Origin of the sequence: Streptomyces malaysiense, assembly GCF_000980885.2 — a bacterium.
Lineage (GTDB): Bacteria > Actinomycetota > Actinomycetes > Streptomycetales > Streptomycetaceae > Streptomyces > Streptomyces malaysiense.
Genome location: NZ_LBDA02000012.1, coordinates 49,440 through 69,077, shown reverse-complemented (window position 1 = coordinate 69,077; position 19,638 = coordinate 49,440). Strand labels below are relative to the sequence as shown.

General features: G+C 72.5%; 17 protein-coding genes and 2 pseudogenes. 11 read left to right on the top strand and 8 right to left on the bottom strand.

Annotated features, from left to right (window positions below):
- Positions 1 to 7: 7 nt before the first annotated feature.
- From VT52_RS06185 to VT52_RS37820, 5 genes and pseudogenes are all read right to left on the bottom strand, one after another.
- Entirely contained in the window at positions 8 to 1,459 is a 1,452-nt protein-coding gene (locus VT52_RS06185; protein ID WP_046423788.1) for a WGR domain-containing protein, read from the bottom strand.
- Between the two features lie 108 nt (positions 1,460 to 1,567).
- On the bottom strand, positions 1,568 to 2,542 hold the full coding sequence (locus VT52_RS06180; RefSeq protein ID WP_046423786.1) for a pyridoxal-phosphate dependent enzyme: 975 nt from the start codon (positions 2,540 to 2,542) through the stop codon (positions 1,568 to 1,570).
- A 55-nt stretch (positions 2,543 to 2,597) separates the two neighbouring features.
- Entirely contained in the window at positions 2,598 to 3,299 is a 702-nt protein-coding gene (locus VT52_RS06175) for a helix-turn-helix transcriptional regulator (RefSeq protein WP_079174866.1), read from the bottom strand.
- Positions 3,300 to 3,573: 274 nt separating this feature from the next.
- Positions 3,574 to 3,888, bottom strand: a pseudogene (locus tag VT52_RS35305) (ABC transporter ATP-binding protein); the annotation flags it as partial.
- Between the two features lie 479 nt (positions 3,889 to 4,367).
- Positions 4,368 to 4,508 (bottom strand): hypothetical protein, encoded by a 141-nt coding sequence (locus tag VT52_RS37820; RefSeq protein ID WP_167377659.1) that lies wholly within the window; start codon positions 4,506 to 4,508, stop codon positions 4,368 to 4,370.
- A gap of 41 nt (positions 4,509 to 4,549) precedes the next feature.
- Here VT52_RS37820 and VT52_RS06165 point away from each other — a divergent pair, with 41 nt between their 5' ends.
- The 5 genes from VT52_RS06165 to VT52_RS06145 all read left to right on the top strand — a co-directional run bounded on the left by VT52_RS06165 (position 4,550) and on the right by VT52_RS06145 (position 10,789).
- On the top strand, positions 4,550 to 6,028 hold the full coding sequence (locus VT52_RS06165; RefSeq protein WP_046423782.1) for a glutamate-cysteine ligase family protein: 1,479 nt from the start codon (positions 4,550 to 4,552) through the stop codon (positions 6,026 to 6,028).
- Positions 6,029 to 6,148: 120 nt separating this feature from the next.
- The gene (locus VT52_RS06160) at positions 6,149 to 6,430 is read left to right on the top strand and encodes a hypothetical protein (RefSeq protein WP_046423780.1); all 282 of its coding nucleotides are present in this window, start codon (positions 6,149 to 6,151) and stop codon (positions 6,428 to 6,430) included.
- 185 nt (positions 6,431 to 6,615) lie between these two features.
- Positions 6,616 to 8,370 (top strand): carbohydrate binding domain-containing protein, encoded by a 1,755-nt coding sequence (locus tag VT52_RS06155; RefSeq protein WP_046423777.1) that lies wholly within the window; start codon positions 6,616 to 6,618, stop codon positions 8,368 to 8,370.
- Between the two features lie 151 nt (positions 8,371 to 8,521).
- A complete protein-coding gene (locus VT52_RS06150) occupies positions 8,522 to 9,400 on the top strand; it encodes a DMT family transporter (RefSeq protein WP_046423775.1) in 879 nt (292 codons plus the stop codon).
- A 114-nt stretch (positions 9,401 to 9,514) separates the two neighbouring features.
- Positions 9,515 to 10,789 (top strand): polysaccharide deacetylase family protein, encoded by a 1,275-nt coding sequence (locus VT52_RS06145; RefSeq protein WP_420856261.1) that lies wholly within the window; start codon positions 9,515 to 9,517, stop codon positions 10,787 to 10,789.
- A 17-nt stretch (positions 10,790 to 10,806) separates the two neighbouring features.
- On the opposite strand, the gene VT52_RS06140 is transcribed toward VT52_RS06145, so the two are convergent.
- Together VT52_RS06140 and VT52_RS06135 are read right to left on the bottom strand one after the other, a co-directional pair.
- Positions 10,807 to 11,196 (bottom strand): RidA family protein, encoded by a 390-nt coding sequence (locus VT52_RS06140; RefSeq protein ID WP_046423773.1) that lies wholly within the window; start codon positions 11,194 to 11,196, stop codon positions 10,807 to 10,809.
- A 50-nt stretch (positions 11,197 to 11,246) separates the two neighbouring features.
- A complete protein-coding gene (locus VT52_RS06135; protein WP_046423771.1) occupies positions 11,247 to 12,098 on the bottom strand; it encodes a helix-turn-helix transcriptional regulator in 852 nt (283 codons plus the stop codon).
- A gap of 87 nt (positions 12,099 to 12,185) precedes the next feature.
- Between VT52_RS06135 and VT52_RS06130 the strand changes: the two genes are divergently transcribed.
- Complete coding sequence (locus VT52_RS06130; RefSeq protein WP_046423769.1) at positions 12,186 to 12,986, top strand: SDR family NAD(P)-dependent oxidoreductase; 801 nt, start codon at positions 12,186 to 12,188, stop codon at positions 12,984 to 12,986.
- Between the two features lie 12 nt (positions 12,987 to 12,998).
- Here the strand turns inward: VT52_RS06130 and VT52_RS06125 are convergent.
- A pseudogene (locus tag VT52_RS06125) lies at positions 12,999 to 13,870 on the bottom strand (SGNH/GDSL hydrolase family protein).
- Positions 13,871 to 14,436: 566 nt separating this feature from the next.
- Here VT52_RS06125 and VT52_RS06120 point away from each other — a divergent pair.
- The 5 genes from VT52_RS06120 (at position 14,437) to efeB (ending at position 19,523) form a co-directional block, all read left to right on the top strand.
- Positions 14,437 to 14,775, top strand: coding sequence for a GNAT family N-acetyltransferase (locus VT52_RS06120; RefSeq protein WP_046423767.1), 339 nt, complete (start codon positions 14,437 to 14,439; stop codon positions 14,773 to 14,775).
- A 309-nt stretch (positions 14,776 to 15,084) separates the two neighbouring features.
- Positions 15,085 to 15,852: a GNAT family N-acetyltransferase gene (locus tag VT52_RS06115; protein WP_046423766.1), complete on the top strand. Its 768-nt coding sequence runs from the start codon at positions 15,085 to 15,087 to the stop codon at positions 15,850 to 15,852.
- Positions 15,853 to 16,144: 292 nt separating this feature from the next.
- Positions 16,145 to 16,903, top strand: a complete 759-nt coding sequence (locus VT52_RS06110) for a polysaccharide deacetylase family protein (RefSeq protein WP_046423764.1) — start codon at positions 16,145 to 16,147, stop codon at positions 16,901 to 16,903.
- Positions 16,904 to 17,106: 203 nt separating this feature from the next.
- Complete coding sequence (locus tag VT52_RS06105; protein ID WP_046423762.1) at positions 17,107 to 18,300, top strand: EfeM/EfeO family lipoprotein; 1,194 nt, start codon at positions 17,107 to 17,109, stop codon at positions 18,298 to 18,300.
- A complete protein-coding gene (gene efeB / locus VT52_RS06100) occupies positions 18,297 to 19,523 on the top strand; it encodes an iron uptake transporter deferrochelatase/peroxidase subunit (protein ID WP_046423760.1) in 1,227 nt (408 codons plus the stop codon). The genes VT52_RS06105 and efeB overlap by 4 nt, the downstream gene beginning before the upstream one ends.
- Positions 19,524 to 19,638: the final 115 nt, after the last annotated feature.

The following is a 19,638-nucleotide window of genomic DNA, read 5'->3' as shown; positions in this document are numbered from 1 at the left end:
CTCCCCCTCACACCAGCCGCCGGATGTCTCCCCGCACCCGGTAGAAGCCGCCCGCCGCCGGGTGCAGGGCGTCCACGACGTAACGGGCGCCCGGGACGCGTATCGCACGGGGGAACTGGACGTTCCAGGAGGAGTCGTAGCCGCCGGAGATGACGTGGACCCTCAGGCGGCCGGCTTCCTGGACGCACTCGACGACGACCGAGCCGGTCGGGGCCTGGGCCACGGTGGCGACGGCCTCGACGGCGGTGGCCGGGGCGTACGCGGGAAGGGCGGCGGCGAGCTTGACATCGCGGACGACCGGCACCGAGCCCTGCTGTGCCGCGCCGATGGCGGCCTCGCTCGCGTCCACGCACACCAGGGAGCCGTCCGTGGTCACCAGGTACAGCCGCTCGTCGCGGTACTGCATCGACAGCGCCGAGCCACCGCCCGTGCCGAGCTTCCACAGCCGGGTGCCGTCGCGGTCGAAGCAGTAGACGGACGAGGCCGCGTCCCCGGCGAACACGAAGCGGCCGCCCGGCGAGGTGGCGCAGGAGTACACCGCGCTGTCGCAGGCGTACGTCGCCTCGATCGCGCCGGTCGCCTTCGCCAGCCGCTGCACCACCCGGTGCCCGGTGCCCGCGTACACCGCGTCGTCCTCCTGCCAGCCGAACAGCACCCCGCCGCGGGTGCGGGTGTGCCACAGCTCGCCGCCGCCGTCCGGCCGGTAGGCGGTGACGCCCTGGTGGTGGCCGTGGTAGACGGCGCGGTCGTCGGCGCGCACCATCCAGGCGTGCTCGCCCTGGCTGCGGCGGGCCCACTGGTGCTCGTCCTCGTGGTCGATGACGGTGAGCCGGCCCGCGCGGTCGGAGACGTCGAGCACGCCCTCGTGGATGTCCAGCCAGAAGATGTCGACGTCGGCGTTGATGTCGTACGCGGCGAAGGGCACTTTGGAGGAGAGGTCGTACACCTTGCCGTCGTCGCAGCCCGCGTAGATCCAGAAGTCGTCGGCTACCAGGCACTTCACTCCGTCCGGCAGCCCGAAACGGGCCAGTACGGCGCCCTCGTGGTCCAGGGTGTAGACGTCGCCCGCCTGGTTGCCGACCCAGCAGTGGTCGTCGTCCACATGGATGCCGAACGCCGCCGAGCCGGTCCGGAACCGCCACAGCACCGGTGCCACGGCGCGGGCGGTCGACGGGGCCGAGCTGACCTGACGCCGGGTCACCGGCCGCGGCGCGCGCCCGCCCTGCACCGCCGGGGCGTACCCCTTGCGGACCTTCTCCCCCACCTTCTTCGCCGCCGCGGCCCGCGCCTTCTCCACGGTCGGGAACGTGCTGGTCTGCGTCTGCCCACCGGCACCGATCCGGCCGTACCGCACCGTCACCACCGGTCCGTCGACGCTCACCTCGTAGAACTTGTGCGCGCCCCCGTCCTCCTGCGACAGCTCCAGATACGTCGTCTCCGCCGCGGACACCGCAGACATGGCACACCCCTCCCCACAGCGGACCCGCGGCCGTTCCCGCAGGTCCTCACTGATCACACCGTAGGCGGGGGCACTGACAATCGACCGGACGGCGAAACGCCCGCCCGCTCAGCCGCCGAGCAGCTCCGTGAAGCGGCGGCTGTCGATGTTGCCGCCCGAGGCGATGACGCCGACGCGGGGCGGGAGGTCGCCGGCGCGCCCGGCGAGTAGGGCGGCCAGACCGGTGGCGCCGCTGGGTTCGAAGACGGTCTTCAGCCGGTCGAAGGCGAACCGCACGGCGTCGATGATCTCGGCGTCGCCGACCAGCGCGACGGAGTCGACCAGGTGCCGGTTGACGGCGAACGTCAACTCGCCCGGGACGGCGACCGCCTGGCCGTCGGCGACGGTGCGCGGCACCGGTACGGCCACCCGGGTGCCCCTCTCCAGGGACCGCTTGGTGTCGTCGCTGCCCTCCGGCTCCACCCCGATGACCCGGATGTCCCGGTGCAGCCCCTTGGCAGCGACGGCGCTGCCCGCGATCAGCCCGCCGCCGCCGACAGGCACCAGCAGGGCGTCCAACGGGCCCGTTTCCTCCAGGAGTTCGAGTGCGGCGGTACCCTGGCCCGCGATGACGTCCGGGTGGTCGTAGGGCGGGATCAGGGTCAGACCCCGCTCCTCGGCGAGCGCCGTGCCGAGCGCGACGCGGTCCTCGGTGTACCGGTCGTAGGTGACGATCTCGGCGCCGTACCCGGCGGTGGCCTCCATCTTGGAGCGCGGGGCGTCCTCGGGCATCAGGATGACGGCGCTGGTGCCCAGCTCGCGGGCGGCGAGCGCGGTGGCCTGGGCGTGGTTGCCGGAGGAGAACGCGGCGACGCCCTTGGCCCGCTCCTCGGGCGCGAGTTTGGCGATGGCGTTGTAGGCACCGCGGATCTTGAAGGCCCCCATCCGCTGGAGGTTCTCGCACTTGATGAACACCCGCGCGCCCACCCGCTCGTCGAGGGTGCGCGAGGTGAGGACCGGGGTGCGGTGGGTGAAGCCCTCGATGCGCGCGGCCGCGGCGCGGATGTCGTCGAGGGTCACGGGCAGGTCGGCGGCGCGGGACATGGCGGAGTCCTCTTTCTGTACCGGGGTGTGCGTCGGGTGCTGGTGCTCCTACCGCCTACGGGCCGGCGGTGGGCCGGGCCGGACGACGGGGGGCCGTCCCGCCGCTCGTCACGGACTCCGACGGTGGTCTCGCGTAGTTGTAGACGGTCGCCCGGGACACACCGAGGAGGTCGGCGATGGTCCGCCCGGCGTCACGGGACTCGAAGTAGCCGTCCCGGCTGAGCTGTTGCACGAGCGTCTTCCTGTCCGCCCGGCTCAGCGAACGGGGCGGGGCACCGCGCTCGGCGGAGAACTCCTCCACCGCCCGGCGCAGTTCGCGGGCGTGGCGGTCGCGCAGTGTCTCCACGGGCGTGTCGCCGTGTCCGCCGTCGGTGGCCACGAGGTTCGCCAGGGTGAGCGTCACGGGCGACAGGACGGAGACGTCGAGGTTGAGGCAGATCGCCGCGATGTACCTCCCCTCCGCGTTCCTGACACCGATGGAGGTGCTCTTGACGGGGCGGCCGTCGGGGAAGCGGTTGGGGTAGTTCTGGACGACATCGGGGAAGGCGGGATCGGCGATGCGGCTGAGGCCCAACTCGGTCGCGGGATCGCCGATCCGACGTCCCGACAGGTTGTTCTCGATGGCCCGGACCGAGCGATCCGGGTCGCGCAGGTCGTGCAGGACCACCTCGCACAGGCCCGGGAACATCCGGCCCAGTGCGACGGCGATCTTCTCGGCCTCCTGGACGAGATGCTCGTCCGCCGCCCCGCCGTCCATCCGCCGACCCCTCCCCCGAGGCTCTTTGGCCTTAAAATCTATTTCTGGACAGAAAGGCTAAGTGATCGGCCGGCCGCTGTCCAGGGAGTCCTGGCGGGACCCGGCGGCGCGTCAGCGGTCCTTGGCCAGGACCACGAGTCCGGCGAACACGAAGTTCCGCGGCACGAGCGTGGTGCGCGACCAGACGGACTCGCAGGAGGATGCCGGTGATCAGCCTGGCCGGCGTGGACTTGCCCGAGCCGCTCTCGCCGGCGACCGCGAGGATCTCGCCGCGCCGCTCGGACAGCGCCCGGTACCAGTGGAGGAGGTAGCCGGTCGTCCCGTTCGCGCGGACTTCGTCGCCGTGCCGGGAGTACGCGGCCCACCAGCGCACGATGCCCTGTACGTCGCGGTCGGCGAGGTCGGCGAGGTCGAGGTAGTGGGTCTCGTAGTCGACGCGGGCCGAGAGCACCGCCCCGAGGCCGGCGAGCAGCAGCAGCGGCATCAGCCAGTGCAGTGCGGTGATCACCCCGCCGGCGGCGATCACGCGGACGAGGACGGCCATGAACCGCTGGACGTCCTCGACCATGATGGTGGTGCCCTGCGTCCCTCCTCTGGTTCGGCACCGCACCTGGGCTGTCCGGTGGTGCCAGGCTCGACGAGGAAGGGGCGGCGATTCGAACGCGCGTGATTTGGGCGAAGAGGCGGCCCGTGGTCCGAGGACGTCGCCGGAACCCCGAACTCAGGGTCTCGCCCGGGGTGCGCGGGCACGCCGGCGCGGGGAGGCAGGACGGTGCGAGGAGGCAGGACGGGGCGGGGAACTACCCGAGCGCATTGGATTGACGTTCCCCGCCCCGGGTCGACCCACCGCCGATACGTCGTCGATTCATCGACGCTGCGGCGGGGGCCGGTCTGGGGCGCTGCGGCACGGAGGAGCGTGCCACGGGCGTGCTGAGGCGCACCGCGACGCGCTGAGGCGGACCGCGGCGATCGGAGATCTCGTTCAGACCTTGCGCCGCCGCTCGCCCGGAGGCCAACGGAGACGGACCGACCGGGTGACGCCCCCACCGTGCCCGCCGGTCCCGTTCCTCACCGGCATCCGGCCCGGCAGTCGGGCTGCGCACGGCCTCGGTCGCCGGAGCCGGTGCCGCCGGCGCGGGCGGCGGCACCGGCGGCGCGGGGCAGGGGCCCGCGCAGCCGCATGGTGGCGCCCCACCGATGGTGCGACATTGGGATGAGACTGTCCGACGAGGGGTAATCCTGGAGGCGCGATGGGGCGAGACGTCCCGGCGCTCGTGTTCACCCGCGAGGACCGCCGCCGGTACCGGGTCAAGATGCAGGAGTGCCTGGACGCGTTCGCGAAGATGCTCCGGGAGGCGCGGTTCGACTCCGAGCGCCCGCAGGTGGGCCTGGAGATCGAGCTGAACCTGGTGGACGACGACGCCGAGCCCGCCATGCGCAACAGCGATGTGCTCGACGCGATCTCCGACCCGGCGTGGTCCACCGAGCTGGGCCGGTTCAACCTGGAGATCAACGTGCCGCCGAGACGGCTGACGGCGGGCGGCCCGGACGCCTGGGAGTCGGAGATCCGCGGCGCGCTCGACCACGCCGACGAGCACGCGCGCTCGGTCGGCGCCCGGCTGATCACGATCGGGATCCTGCCCACGCTGCGGCAGGAGGACATCGGCGAGGAGACGCTCTCGGAGAACCCCCGCTACCGGCTGCTCAACGACCAGGTCTTCGCGGCCCGGGGCGAGGACCTTCGCATCGAGGTGGACGGCGTCGACCGGCTGCGCACCTACGCGGACAGCATCACCCCGGAGGCGGCCTGCACCAGCACCCAGTTCCATCTCCAGGTCTCCCCCGAGGAGTTCGCCGACTACTGGAACGCCGCGCAGGCCATCGCCGGCGTCCAGGTCGCGCTCGCGGCGAACGCGCCCTTCCTGTTCGGCAAGGAGCTGTGGCACGAGACGCGCATCCCGCTGTTCGAACAGGCCACGGACACCCGCCCGCAGGAGATCAAGGTGCAGGGCGTACGGCCCCGGGTGTGGTTCGGGGAACGGTGGATCAACAGCGTCTTCGACCTGTTCGAGGAGAACGTGCGCTACTTCCCCGCCCTGCTCCCCCTGTGCGACGACCAGGACCCGGCGGAGACGCTGGACCGCGGCGACGTGCCCGAACTCGGTGAACTCACCCTGCACAACGGCACGATCTACCGCTGGAACCGCCCCGTCTACGCCGTCTCCCGCGACCGGCCGCACATCCGCGTGGAGAACCGGGTGCTCCCCGCCGGTCCGACGGTCGCCGACACCCTGGCCAACGGCGCCCTCTATTACGGGCTCACCCGCGCGCTGGTCGAGGAGGACCGGCCGGTGTGGTCACGGATGTCCTTCAAGGCCGCCGAGGAGAACCTGCACAGCGCCGCCCGCCACGGCATGGAGGCACTGCTGTACTGGCCGGGCGCCGGCGAGGTCACCGCGCCCGAACTGGTGCTGCGCCGGCTGCTGCCGCTCGCCCACCGCGGGCTGGAGCGCTCGGGGATGGACGCGGCGTGGCGGGAGCCGCTGCTCGGCATCATCGAGCAGCGCTGTGTGGCGGCCCGCAACGGCGCCGTGTGGCAGAAGGAGATGTTCCACCACATCATCGACAGCACCCACTGCTCCCGGCACGAGGCGCTGCGGCGCATGACCGAGCTGTACATCGACTACATGCACCTCAACGCCCCGGTCCACACCTGGCCGGTCGACTGAGGCACAGCGGCATCGGCTCCCCCGCTCCCCGGGCCGGTACGGGCGCGAGCCGGGGGCCGGACACGCGCGGGTGAGGGCCGGTCCCGGTGCGGCGGCCGCCGTGATGGAACCCTGCGGCCCATGAGCAACCCTCCGAGCGTGAACAGCTATGTCGACCGGGTCACCGCCGGACCCGGCGGGGCGATGACGGACGAGGCCGGCATCATCACAGGTGATCTCACCGTGGCCACGATCCTGCGGTCCGACGGCCGCAGCGCGCGCGTCGCCGTCCAGCACTTCGGCGGCGACACCTGGTACACCCTCACCGGCAGTCCGGCTCCCGTACCCGAGGGGCGGCTCGCCGCCTACCACCGGGATCTGCTGGGCCGTATCCGCCGAGGTGGCGGCACCCGCGCGACCTGACCTCCGGTCAGCTCCGGTCCGCGGACGAACAGTTGATTGCTTCATGAACACGCAAAAAGGCGGCTCCCGCACCTTGACCGGGGTTTGGTCCAGACCAATTATGGCCTAGACCAGTAGCCCCGGCCGGGCCCTACCGTGCGCCACCCCCGCTCGATCGACTGTCGTTCGCCAACCGGGAGTACCCGATGACCCGTCCGAGATCCGTACGCGCCCTGCTCACCGGCGTGGCCACCCTGGCCGCGTCCGCGGGGCTGGCCCTGGGGATCGGAGGCACCGCGCACGCGGCGACACCGCTGCCCGCGCACGTCTTCGCCCCTTACTTCGAGGCGTACAACGGCGACAGCCCCGCCGCGCTCGCCCAGTCCTCCGGCGCCAAGTACCTGACCATGGCCTTCATCCAGACCGAGAAGAAGGGCTCCTGCACGCCCTACTGGGACGGCGACACCGGCACCCCCGTCGATTCCTCGGTCTACGGCTCCGACTTCAGCACCATCCGCTCGCGCGGCGGCGACGTCATCCCCTCGCTCGGCGGGTACGCCGCCGACGACGGAGGCACCGAGATCGCCGACAGCTGCACCGACGTCGACTCCATCGCGGCCGCATACGAGAAGATCATCACCACGTACGACGTATCCCGTCTCGACATGGACGTCGAGGACAACTCGCTGACCAACCAGGCCGGCATCGACCGCCGCAACCAGGCGATCAAGAAGGTCCAGGACTGGGCCGCCGCCAACGGGCGCTCGGTGCAGTTCTCGTACACCCTGCCCACCACCACGAGCGGGCTCGCCGGCAGCGGGCTCGCGGTGCTGCGCAGCGCCAAGAACGCGGGCGCCAAGGTGGACGTCGTCAACCTCATGACGTTCGACTACTACGACGGCGCCACCCACCACATGGCCACCGACACCCAGACGGCCGCGAGCGGGCTGCACGACCAGCTCGCCTCGCTGTACCCGAACCTGTCGGACAGCCAGCTGTGGAACATGATCGGCGTCACCGAGATGCCCGGCATCGACGACTACGGCGCGGCCGAGACCTTCGCCACCGCCGACGCGACGACTGTGTACAACTGGGCGGTCTCCAAGGGCATCAACACCCTCTCCTTCTGGGCGCTGCAGCGCGACAACGGCGGCTGCCCCGGCACCGGCGGCTCCGACAGCTGCTCGGGCATCAGCCAGGACACCTGGTACTTCACGCACACCTTCGCACCGTTCTCGGGCGGTACGACCACCCCGCCGGCCAACGACTTCTCGGTCTCCCTCTCCCCCGCCGGCGCCGCCCTCGACCCCGGCGCCGCCACGACGGCGACCGTGAAGACGTCGGTGACCTCGGGCAGCGCCCAGTCCGTCGGCCTCACGGTCAGCGGGGCGCCGAGCGGGGTGACCGCGACGCTGAGCCCCACCTCGGTCACCGCGGGCGGCAGCTCCACGCTCACCGTGCGGACGGCCGCCTCCACGGCGCCGGGCACCTACCCGCTGACCGTCACCGGCACGGCGGGCTCCGCCACCCACAGCTCCACCTTCGACCTGACCGTGAACGGGTCCGGCGGCGGCACCCCGACGGCCCTCTCCAACGGCGACTTCGAGAGCGGTTCGCTGTCGCCCTGGACCTGCGACAGCGGGGCCTCCGTGGTCTCCTCCCCGGCGCACGGGGGCAGCCACGCGCTGAAGACCACGCCGACCTCCTCGGCGACCGGCCAGTGCGCCCAGACCCTCACCCTCAAGCCGAACACGTCCTACTCCCTCAGCGGCTGGGTGCAGGGGCCGTACGCCTACCTCGGTGTCAGCGGCGGCGCCACGGCCAGCACCTGGGCCTCGTCCTCCTCCTGGCAGAAGCTGACGGTGCCGTTCACCACCGGCTCCTCCGGCACGGTCACCGTGTACGTGCACGGCTGGTACGGCCAGGGCGCGGTCTACGCCGACGACCTCGCCCTCTCCTGACTCCTCCCCGCGGTCGGGCCCGTCCGGTGAGCGCACCGGACGGGCCCGACCGGCTCTCCCGCCCCGCGCCGCGCGGTGATCTTCCGTAGCCTGGGAGAGGCTGTGAGCAGGACTCCTCGGGACGACATGACCGCAGGCGGGAGGGACTGCCGTGATCGGACTGGCGGCGGCGTTCGCCGTCGCGGGCGCGGCGAGCAACGCCGCCGGCACCGCGTTCCAGCGCAAGGCCGCCTCCGCGAGCAGCCGCGGCGGCGTCCGGCTGCTCGCGGAGCTGGTGCGCCGGCCGTTCTGGATGATCGGCATGGCCGGTGTGATCTGCGCGGCCCTGTTCCAGAGCCTAGCCTTGGTCAATGGACCGCTGACGCTGGTCCAGCCGCTGTTCGTCCTGGAGCTGCCCTTCGCGCTGCTGGTCGCCGCGCCGCTGATGCACCGGCGGCTGCCCCGTACGGGCTGGTGGGGCGTCGTGAGCTGTGTGGTGGGACTCGCCGTGCTGCTGATCGCGGCCGCGCCGCACGGCACCCTCGGCCAGGCGCCGCTCGCCCGGTGGATCCCGGCACTGTGCCTGTGCGTGGGCGCCATGGCCGGTGCCGCGCTCCTCGCCACCCCCGGACGCCCGGCGGTCCGGCGCGCCGCGCTGCTGGCGGCCGCCGCCGCCACGGGCAACGCGCTGACCGCGGCGCTGCTGAAGTCGGCCTCCAGCACCTTCGCCGACCAGGGGTTCCTGGCGTTCCTGCGGTCCTGGCAGACGTACGGCTTCGCGCTCGCCGGGGTGGCCGCCGTCCTGTTCCTGGAGAACGCGCTCCAGGCGGGCCCGCTGACCGCGGCCCAGCCCGCACTGACCATCGGCGACGCGGTGGTGAGCCTGGCCCTCGGCATCGCCCTGTTCCACGAGCGGGTCCGCACGGGCTGGTGGCTGGCGCCGGAGGCGGGCGGGGCGCTCATGATCGTCGCGGGCGTGCTGGTGCTGAGCCGGGCGGTACAGCGTGTCACGGTCGGGCCGGCAACGGCCGAGGAGGGGCTCGCGACCTGACCGGCCCCCGGGCGTCGGTCCCGGGGCCTGCGTCCACGGACCGGGGCTCGTGTCCGTCCTTTTGCGCACCACGCCGCGTCAAATAACACCGTTTATATGCTTATCGTTCATATGATGCGACACATCGGACGAATCGAATGCCCCGGTCGAGGAGGCGATGGTGTGGCGTCGAGTGGAATCAGCCGCCGGAGTGCGGCGCGCCTGGGCCTCGGCGCCGGTCTCGGCGTGGCGGCCGCCGCGCTGACCGGATGCGACGGGGACGGACGGGGCCTCGGCTCGTCCGGGCCCGGCGGCCGGCGGCAGGCGCCCCGGCTGATCGGCGACGGCTCGACCTCGTACACCGGGCGCCAGCCGAACCAGCCGGACGCGCCCACCCGGCTGGAACCGGGCGAGACCCCGCCGCAGTTCGTGGTGTTCTCCTGGGACGGCGCGGGCGAACTCGGCACCGGGCTCTTCCCGCGCTTCCTGGAACTCGCCCGCGAGCACGACGCCCGTATGACCTTCTTCCTGTCCGGCCTCTATCTGCTGCCGGAGGACAAGAAGCGGCTGTACCGGCCGCCGAACAACCCGGTCGGCGCCTCGGACATCGGCTATCTGACCGACGCGCACATCAAGGAGACCCTGAAGTACGTACGCCAGGCCTGGCTCGACGGGCACGAGATCGGCACGCACTTCAACGGCCATTTCTGCGAGGGCTCCGGATCGGTGGCCGACTGGACCCCGGCGCAGTGGCGCTCGGAGATCGAACAGGCCCGGACCTTCGTCAAGACCTGGCGCACCAACACCGGTTGGCACGACGAGCCGCCGCTCCCCTTCGACTACGACAAGGAACTCGTGGGCGGCCGCACCCCCTGTCTGCTCGGCCAGGAGAACCTGCTGCCGACCGCGCGCGAACTGGGCTGGCGGTACGACGCGTCCTCGCCGGGCGGGGTGCAGCGCTGGCCGAGGAAGCGGGAGGGCGTGTGGGATCTGCCGCTGCAGGGCATCCCGTTCCCCGGACGCAGCTTCGAGGTGCTGTCCATGGACTGGAACATGCTCGCCAACCAGTCCCTGAACTCGACGCGCGCCCCCTCGTACAACTACCCCTACTGGCGCGCCCAGACCTCCCAGGCGTACATGGCGGGCTTCGACCGGGCCTACGAGGCGAACCGCGCTCCGCTGTTCATCGGCAACCACTTCGAGCAGTGGAACGGCGGCATCTACATGGACGCGGTCGAGGAGGCGCTGCGGCAGATCGCCGGGCGGCCGGAGGTACGGCTGGTCTCCTTCCGGCAGTTCGTCGACTGGCTCGACGCCCAGGACCCGGCGATCCTCGCGCGCCTGCGCACCCTGGAGGTCGGCGAGAAGCCGCCGGGCGGCTGGAGTTCGTTCCTGCGCCCGGCCAAGTAGCGCGGCGCGGTACGGGTTCAGCCGCCGGCGCGGCGGGCGTACACCCCGATCTCGATCTTCATCCGCGGGTCGGCGAGACCGCACTCCATCATGGTGGCGGCCGGACGGACCTCGCCGAAACAGGCGCGCAGCACCGGCCAGCAGGGCTCGAAGTCCGCACGGTCGGACAGCAGACAGCGCACCCGCACCACATCGGCGAACGTGCACCCCGCCTCGGCCAGTGCGGCCCCGATGTTGCACAGGCACTGCCCGGCCTGCTCCACCACGTCGTCCGAGATGGTCATGGCGCTGTAGTCGAACCCGGTGGTCCCGGACACATGCACCTGGTCTCCGTCGACCACGGCACGGGCGTAACCGATCTGCTCCTCGACGACCGAACCGCCGGGGATGGCCCGTCGCTCTGTCATGATCCGAACACCAGGGCCCGGCCGGACGGCCGCGCTCCCGCCCGACCCGCTCAGCCGGGGGTCGTCATACGCTGGGTGCCGATGACCGACAGCAGCCGCAGGGCCTCCTCGGAGGAGGAGCCCGGGACGGCCGTGTAGATGACGACCTGCTGGTCGCGGTCGGTCAGTTCGAGGGCGTCGCAGTTGACGGCGACCGGTCCCACCAGCGGGTGCCGGAAGGTCTTTCGCACGGTCGGTCCGCCGTCCACCTCGCGGGCGGCCCACAGGCGGGCGAAGTCCGCGCTGCCGTCCAGGAGTTCGCGGATCAGTCCGGACACCTCGGGGTCGTCCGGATAGCGGACTGCGGCGGTGCGCAGGCGGCTCGCGGCGTGCCGCGCGAACGCGGCGGTGTCGGACACCCCGTACAGCCCCCTGCCCTCGGCGCCCGGTCCGAGGAAGGCCCGGCGGGCGAGGTTGCGGTCGCGGCGGGGCAGGGCCGAGAAGTCCTCCATGAGGGCGGCCGCCAGGTCGTTCCAGGCGAGCACCTCCAGGGTGGCCGAGGTGACGAAGGCCGCAGCGCCCGGGAGCCGGTGCACCAGGTCGAGGACGCTCTGCCGGACCTCGCGCGGGGGTCCGGGCGCGGTGCTCGGCGGGGCGCCGGCCAGCCGGTGGAGATGATCGCGTTCGGCGTCGGTCAACCGCAGTGCCCGGGACAACCCGGCCAGCACCTCGCGCGAGGGGCGCGGGGCGCGGGCCTGTTCGAGCCGGGCGTAGTACTCGGTGGAGATGAACGCCAGCGCCGCCACCTCCTCGCGCCGCAGTCCCGGCGTACGACGGCGCGGCCCGAGGGGCAGTCCGACGTCGGCCGGTCCGATCCGCTCGCGCCTGCTGCGCAGGAAGGCTCCCAGTTCCGCTCTGTCCACCGTTCCAGTGTGCGCGCCCGCCGGACGGCCGAGCCAGGTACAGCCGGTGCCTGGATACGGACCGGGGCGCGGCGGAGGCTCACAGCCATGAACACCACACAGAACACCGGTACGCCTCACCCCGCGTCCGCCGGGCTGCCGGCCGGCAAGGTCGCCTTCATCACCGGTGCCGGGCGCGGCATCGGCGCGGCGGCGGCGCGGCTGTTCGCCCGGGAGGGCGCGCGGGTGCTGCTCGCGGCCCGCACGGAGGATCAGCTGAGGGCGGTGGCCGAGGAGATCAGGGCGGCGGGCGGCACCGCGGAGCACGTCGTGTGCGATCTGGCCGACGGGGCGAGTGTGCGCGCCGCCGTGGACCGTGCCGTGGAGCGGTTCGGCCGGCTCGACGTCGCGTTCAACAACGGTGCCACGATCCAGCGGCCCGGCCCCATGGACGAGTTGCCCGAGGCCGATCTCGACGAGATCTACACCGTGAACATGAAGGGCGTCTGGCTGGCCATGGCCGCCGAGGTCGCCGCCGTCCGGGCGACCTCCGGGACCGGCGCCATCGTCAACAACTCGTCCGTGGGCAGCCTGCGCGGGAACCCCGAGCTGCCCGCCTACGGCGCGGCGAAGCGGGCGGTGAACAGCCTCACCGAGTCGGCCGCCGTGACCTACGGCCCGGAGGGCATCCGGGTCAACGCGATCGCGCCCGGCTTCACGCTGACGGAGATGACCCGGACCTGGGAGGCGGCGTCGCCCGGTGTCCGGGAGCGGATCACGGCGGCGGTCCCGCTGGGCCGGGTGGCCGCCCCGGAGGAGATCGCCGAGGCCGCCGCGTGGCTCCTCAGCGACCGGTCCTCCTTCGTGACCGGCACGGTGCTACGGGTCGACGGGGGCGCCCGCGCCTGATCCGGGTCTTCGTCAGCCGAGCCCCATGACGCTCATCGTGCGCTCGGCCATGCGCTGCTCGCCGAGCGCGTTGGGGTGGACCGGCACGATGTTCGAACCGAACAGCAGCGGCTCGATCCACCGGGTGCCCGAGGGCCGGCAGGCGTCGTGTCCGTCGGACACCTGCGAGAAGTCCACGAAGGTGGCGCCGGTCTCCTGGGCGGCGCGCTGGACGACTGAGTTGAGGTGGGCCTGGAGCGCCCGCAGGTAGGGGATGTCACCGGCGGCGATCGGCATCTTCACGAAGCAGGACGCCTCGAAGGCCGAGGGGACGATCCAGGGGTAACCCAGCACCGCCACCCGGGCGTTGGGCGCCTTGGCCCGCAGAGCGGTCAGGGCGCTCTTCAGCGCGGGGTAGGTGTTCGCGTCGATCGCGTCGTCGAAGGACGTCCCGTACTTGTCCTTGCAGGGGTGGCCGAAGCCGGCACTGAGCACGCCGGCGGTGCCGCAGTCCACGATGGCGCTCACGAAGGTGCTGTTGTCGTTGCCGCCGATGGTCAGCGTCACCAGGTCGGTGTCCGCGTTCACCGCGTCCAGCTGCGGTGCCACGCCCGGGTACTGGGACTGGGTGAAGTCCTTGGTCTCGGCGCCCCCGCAGGTGACGTCCGTCAGCGCGGCACCCGTCGACCGAGCGAGGTCGTGCGGGTAGTTCGCGGTGGAGCGCAGACAGAGGAGATGCTGGTGTCGATGGGTGTGACGCCCGAGCCCGCGCTGTAACTGTCGCCGAGGGCGACGTAGTTGAGGGGCGTCGCGGCATGGGCGGGTGCGGCGGTGAGGCCGAGGGCCAGTGTGCCGGCGAGCGCGGACGCCGCGGCGGCGGTACGGCGCAGGGCGGGGGTGGGCATGAGGAGTGCTCCCTCTTCTGGGCGACGGGTGCGGGGCAGGGGGTATCGCCGGTCGCCGGGGCGCTGCGTGGGGTGCGCACAACGACGGCCGTGGAGCAGGGAGTTGCGGTACTACTGACGAGTTCTACCGCTAGGTAATGTGCGGGCGTCTGATCGCCGAGTCAACATTGCGGACCGAAGTTCTTGAAACGCTCATGAAACATGGATGAAGAAATTCCGTCACAGCGGGAGGACTTGGCGCCGGTACGGCACCTGGACCCCGGTGACGGGCCGTCATGACCGTCCGGCGGCGCAATGGGTGCATGACGGATAATTCGAGCACGGATGCCCCTCGGAGCGGTGGACCGACGGGCGCCGGTCCCGGCGTGTCGGCGGCCTGTCCCGGCGGCAGCCAGGCGCCGCGCCGCCGTGCCACCGAGCCACCGAGCCGCCACCGGATTCCCCCCGGGAGCCGGGCTCCTGACGCTGACCTGCGGTGACGGGGATAGAGTGCGGGGCGTGGCGGGCCCTCGGCGGCATCCTCCCGCGCCCCGCGACACCGGTGACCCCCCACCGAAAGGACGACCATGGAGCAGTCCTCCCCCACGCCGGCCGTGCGGCGCGTGGACGCACGGCACCGATACGAGATCCTGGTCGGCGGCGAACGCGCCGGCCTCACCGCCTACCGCGACCGCGGCGGGCAACGGGTCTTCTTCCACACCGAGATCGACGACGCACACGCGGGGCAGGGCCTGGCCGGTCAACTGGTCGAGTACGCCCTCACGGATGTGCGCGCGCTCGGCAAGCGGATCGTGCCCGTGTGCCCGTACGTCGCCAAGTTCCTCAAGAAGCACGAGGAGTTCGCGGACATCACGGACGAGGTGACCCCCGAGATCCTCGGCTGGCTCGACACCCGGCACGGCTGACCCGCGGGATCCGGCCCGGCACCGGGCAAAGGGCTTGCCGTCCCCGTTCCGGTGATGGCAGGATCCGTCCAGCTCGAACAGCAGCTCCACCGCACGCACTTCTCCACGAAGGACCGAAGTCCATGGTTCTGGCGTCCCGCAGCGGCCGCCGTCGGAACTGAGCGCCCGTCGCCCCCGCGGCAGCGCGCCCGTACGTTCCCACGCCCTCCTCACGGCGGCCCGACGACGCGGTGTCCAGCACACCGCCGCCTCGCTCACCGAGGCGATCCCTCGTACGCACGACCGCTTTCACCGTGAGGACTTCTCAGCGTGCACACCGATGTCCAGAGCTTTGCCGCGGCCCATCTCCTTCGCCGCCCCGACGCCTGCCGTGCGGGCGGCTTCGTCCTGGGGTTCGATCCGGCCACCACGAGCCCGTACGTCAACTACGCCACCCCCGTCCCGGGCGCCGAGCCCACCGACACGGACGTGGCGGACCTGATCGCCGCGTTCCGCGCCCGCGGCCTCATGCCGCGGCTCGAATTCGCCCCGGACGCCGCCCCCGGGGTCGAACCGGCGCTCCGGCGCGCGGGATTCACCACGGAGGCGGTGCACGAGTACCTGGTCTGCACCCCCGCGGCGCTCACTCCCCCGGGAGCCGCGCCCGGACCGGGGGCCCGGGTGCGCGTCGAGGCACCGGTCACCGACGAGGACTACAGCGCGATCGACAGGGCCCTCTCCGAGGCGTTCGGCGGCGAGTGGGCCCCGTCCCCGGAGGGCGCGGCGCGGTTGCGGCGCACCGAGGAGGGCGGCGGGGCGGTCCGGTTCGTCCGCGCCGAGGACGGGGGCTGCGCGGGCGGCGCCCTGTGCTCGGCACCGGCCGAGGGCACCGCGGAACTGGCGGGCGTCGGCACCCTGTCCGCGTACCGGGGCCGTGGCATCGCCGGGGCGGTCACCGTGAGCCTCGCCGAAACCCTGTTCGCCCGGGGTGCCCGGACGGTGTGGCTGGAGTACTCCGGGGACGGCTCCCGCCGCGTGTACGAACGCGTCGGCTTCCGGTCCGGCGGCACCCGGCTGTATCTGAGGCACGAGGGCTGAGCCGGGCACCGCCGTCGGCCGGGCCCCCTGGACGATGCGCGGGCCCTGCCGCCCCCCCGACCGTCCGGGGCCCCGGCTCGGCCGCCACGCCGAACACGGCGGCCCGCGCCGCGGAGCACCGCCCCTTCGAAAACCGGTGCGCGCCCCTCGGCGGCGGACACCACGTCCAGGCGTTGTCGCGGAATTGTCCTTGATCGGTAACAGCGGGAGCGCGGGCGGTGTCGCCACCGTCCTGGCAGGTGCAGTGCACGACACGAGAGCCGGGGACACGGCGGGGAGCAGGGGGCGGGACATGGCGCGGCACGGCGGGCGAGGATGGTACGGATGGGTGATCGGGGCGGCGGTCGGGGTCACGGCGCTGACGGCCGGCGCCTCGGTGTGGACCGCGCAGGCGGGGCAGAACACCCCGGCCGCGCCGGCCCACCACACCGCGCCGAAGACGGTGACCGTGTCCCCCGTCATCGCCCACTCCTCGGACGGCGGCGCGCACGCCGTCAACATCACCATCGACGACGGCCCCGACCCGACCTGGACCCCGCAGGTGCTCCAGGTGCTGCGGGAGAACGGCGTCAAGGCGACGTTCTGCATGATCGGCCCCGAGGCGCAGGCGCACCCGGACATCGTCAAGCGTGTGGTCGCGGCCGGGCACCGGCTGTGCGACCACACGGTGTCGCACGACACCGGCATGGACCACAAGTCCGAGTCCTACCAGTCGCAGCAGATCCTGGACGCAGAGCGGCAGATAACCGAGGCGTCCGGGGGCGTCCGCCCGATGTACTACCGGGCACCGGGCGGCGCCTTCACGCCGTACAGCAGGAAACTCGCCGCGTCGCACGGGATGCGGCCGCTGGGCTGGAACGTGGACTCCAAGGACTTCGAACGACCGGGCACGGACGCCATCGTCTCCACCGTCAGGAACGAACTGGCCAACGGGCCCACCCTGCTCTTCCACGACGCGGGCGGCGACCGCTCGCAGACCGTGGCCGCGCTGCGCACCCTGCTGCCGTGGCTGAAGCAGCAGGGCTACGGTTTCGGCTTCCCCGTACGCTGAACGCACCGCCCCGGCCGGACCCCGGTCCACCCACCGGACGGACCCCCGGTCGGGCCTCCGTCCGGTGAACCCCCGGGAAATTCTTGGCCACCGAACACCCCGGACGGGTGTTCGGTTCACTCCGGGTGTCTACGATGAGGCCGTTCCGCCGGCGGTCGACCCGCCCCGCGGACACCTGCGTACGTCGTCCGGAAAGGCTCAGCATGCCGTTGCCCCGCCTCGGCACGCGGTCGCATCGTCCCCGGACGGCACCGACCGTGTTCCTCGTACTCGCCGTCGCGCTCGCCCTGGTCGCCCTCTGCTCCGGCGGCTCCGGGCAGAAGAGGACCGCCACCCGGCGCCTGGTCGTCGAGGTCTCCGAGAGCCGGTGCGGCCGGGGCTGGACCCGTCCCGAGCCCGGGGTGCAGACCTTCGACCTGCACAACACCTCCGACGGCGCCGCCGAGGTCTACCTGGAGGACCCGGGCACCCACGCGGTGTACGGCGAGGTGGAGGGCATCGGCCCCGGCACCACACGGCAGTTGACGGTCCGGGTGGGAAAGGGTTCGTACGCGTTCATGTGCGTCCCCGACGACGCCGACGCCGTCACCGGACCCACCGTGCGGGTCACCGGCGGGCGGCGCGGCCCCGGTGCCGCCCCGGTCACCGAGCACGATCTGATCCCGCCCGCCCTCGCCTACCAGAAGTGGGTGGGCGGCGGACTCTCCACGGCCGTACGGCTGTCGGCCGGCCTCAAGGACGCCATCGACCGGGGCGACCTCGCCGCCGCCCGCTCGGCCTGGCTGCCGGCACATCTCCAGTACGAACGGCTCGGAGCGGCGTACGACGCCTTCGGCGACGTGGACGGCGAGATCAACGGGACCGACGCCGGACTGCCGGGCGGGGTGCACGACAAGGGCTTCACCGGGTTCCACCGCATCGAGTACGGCCTGTGGCACGGAGAGTCGGCCAACGGACTGCGCGCTCCGGCCGCCGCCCTGGTCAAGGCGCTCACCGGGCTGCGTGACGGCTGGGCGCAGAGCCGCATGGACCCCGCCCAGCTCGGGCTGCGCGCGCACGAGATCCTGGAGAACACCGTCCAGTTCGAACTGACCGGCCGCACCGACTACGGCAGCGGCAGCAACCTCGCCACCGCCCGCGCCAACCTCGACGGCACCCGCGAGGTGCTGTCCCGGCTGCGTCCGCTGCTCACCACCAGGTACGCCGATCTGCCGGGCCTGGAGCAGGAGTCGACACAGGCCGGCCGGACCCTCGACGGGTTCCGGCACGACGGGCACTGGACCGCGCTCGACCGGCTGACCCGCGCCCAGCGGGAGCGGGTCGACTCCGCGCTCGGCGGACTCGTGGAGCGGCTGGCGTCGGTGGCGACCCTGTGCGACCCCCGGAGGACCGTGTGAGCACCGCCGAACGACCCTCCGGACTCGCCCGGCGCGGCTTCCTTCGCGGTGCCGCGCTCGCGGGCGCGGGGCTCACCACCGGCGCCGCCGCCCCGGACCCGGGCACGGCCGGGGCGAAGACCGCCCTCGCGCCGTTCCACGGCGTCCACCAGGCATCGGCGATCGCGGCACCCCGCCGTACCTGTGTGTTCGCCGCCCTCGACGTGACCGCCGAGACGCGTGCCGAACTCGTGGATCTGCTGAGGACGTTGACCGAACGGGCCCGGCTGCTCACCACCGGCGGCAGCCCGGACCCGGTGGGCGTCACCGGGCCGCCCGCCGACTCGGGCATCCTCGGGGACCGGCTGCCCGGCGGGCAGCTGGCCGTCACCTTGGGAGTCGGCGCCTCGCTGTTCGACGACCGGTTCGGGCTGACCGCGCGCAGGCCCGGACGGCTGACCGCCATGCCCGCCTTCCCCGACGACGACCTCAGGCCCGAGTGGTGCCACGGCGATCTCAGCCTCCAGCTGCACGCCGACGACCCGGACACCACCCTGCACGCGCTGCGGGACATCGCCCGGCACACCCGGGGCGGCATCCAGGTCCGCTGGCGGATGGACGGCTTCGCCAGCCCGCCCCGGCCCTCCGGCACCCCGCGCAATCTGCTCGGGTTCCGTGACGGCATAGCCAACCCGGACACCGCCAGCGCCCGCGAGATGGACCGACTGATCTGGGTGGACCGGGACTCGGGCGAGCCGGACTGGGCCGTCGGCGGCAGCTACCAGGTCGTACGGCTGATCCGGATGCTGGTGGAGTTCTGGGACCGGGTCTCGCTCACCGAGCAGGAGCGGATGATCGGCCGTTCCCGTTCCTCCGGCGCGCCGCTGGACGGTGACCGTGAGCACGACGTGCCGAAGTACGCCGACGACCCCAAGGGCGACGTCATCCCGCTGGACGCGCACATCCGGCTCGCCAACCCGCGCACCCCGGCCACCGCCCGGCAACGCCTGTTGCGCCGCGCGTACAACTACGACCTGGGCATGGATGCCAACGGCAACCTCGACATGGGCCTGTTGTTCACCTGCTACCAGCAGGATCTCGTAAGGCAGTTCGAGACCGTGCAGCACCGGCTGGCCGGCGAGCCGCTGACCGACTACATCAGCCCGTTCGGCGGCGGCTACTTCTTCGCGCTGCCCGGGGTACGCGATGTCCAGGACTGGTACGGACGCGCCCTGTTCGCCTGACGTGTCCGGTCCGCCGGCGGGCCGGTCCGGTCCTTTTCCCCTGTTCGAGCGGGCAGTTCACCCGAACCTGTCCGGACAAGCCGACGGTCCACTTGGTCAATACACCGTCAAGTTT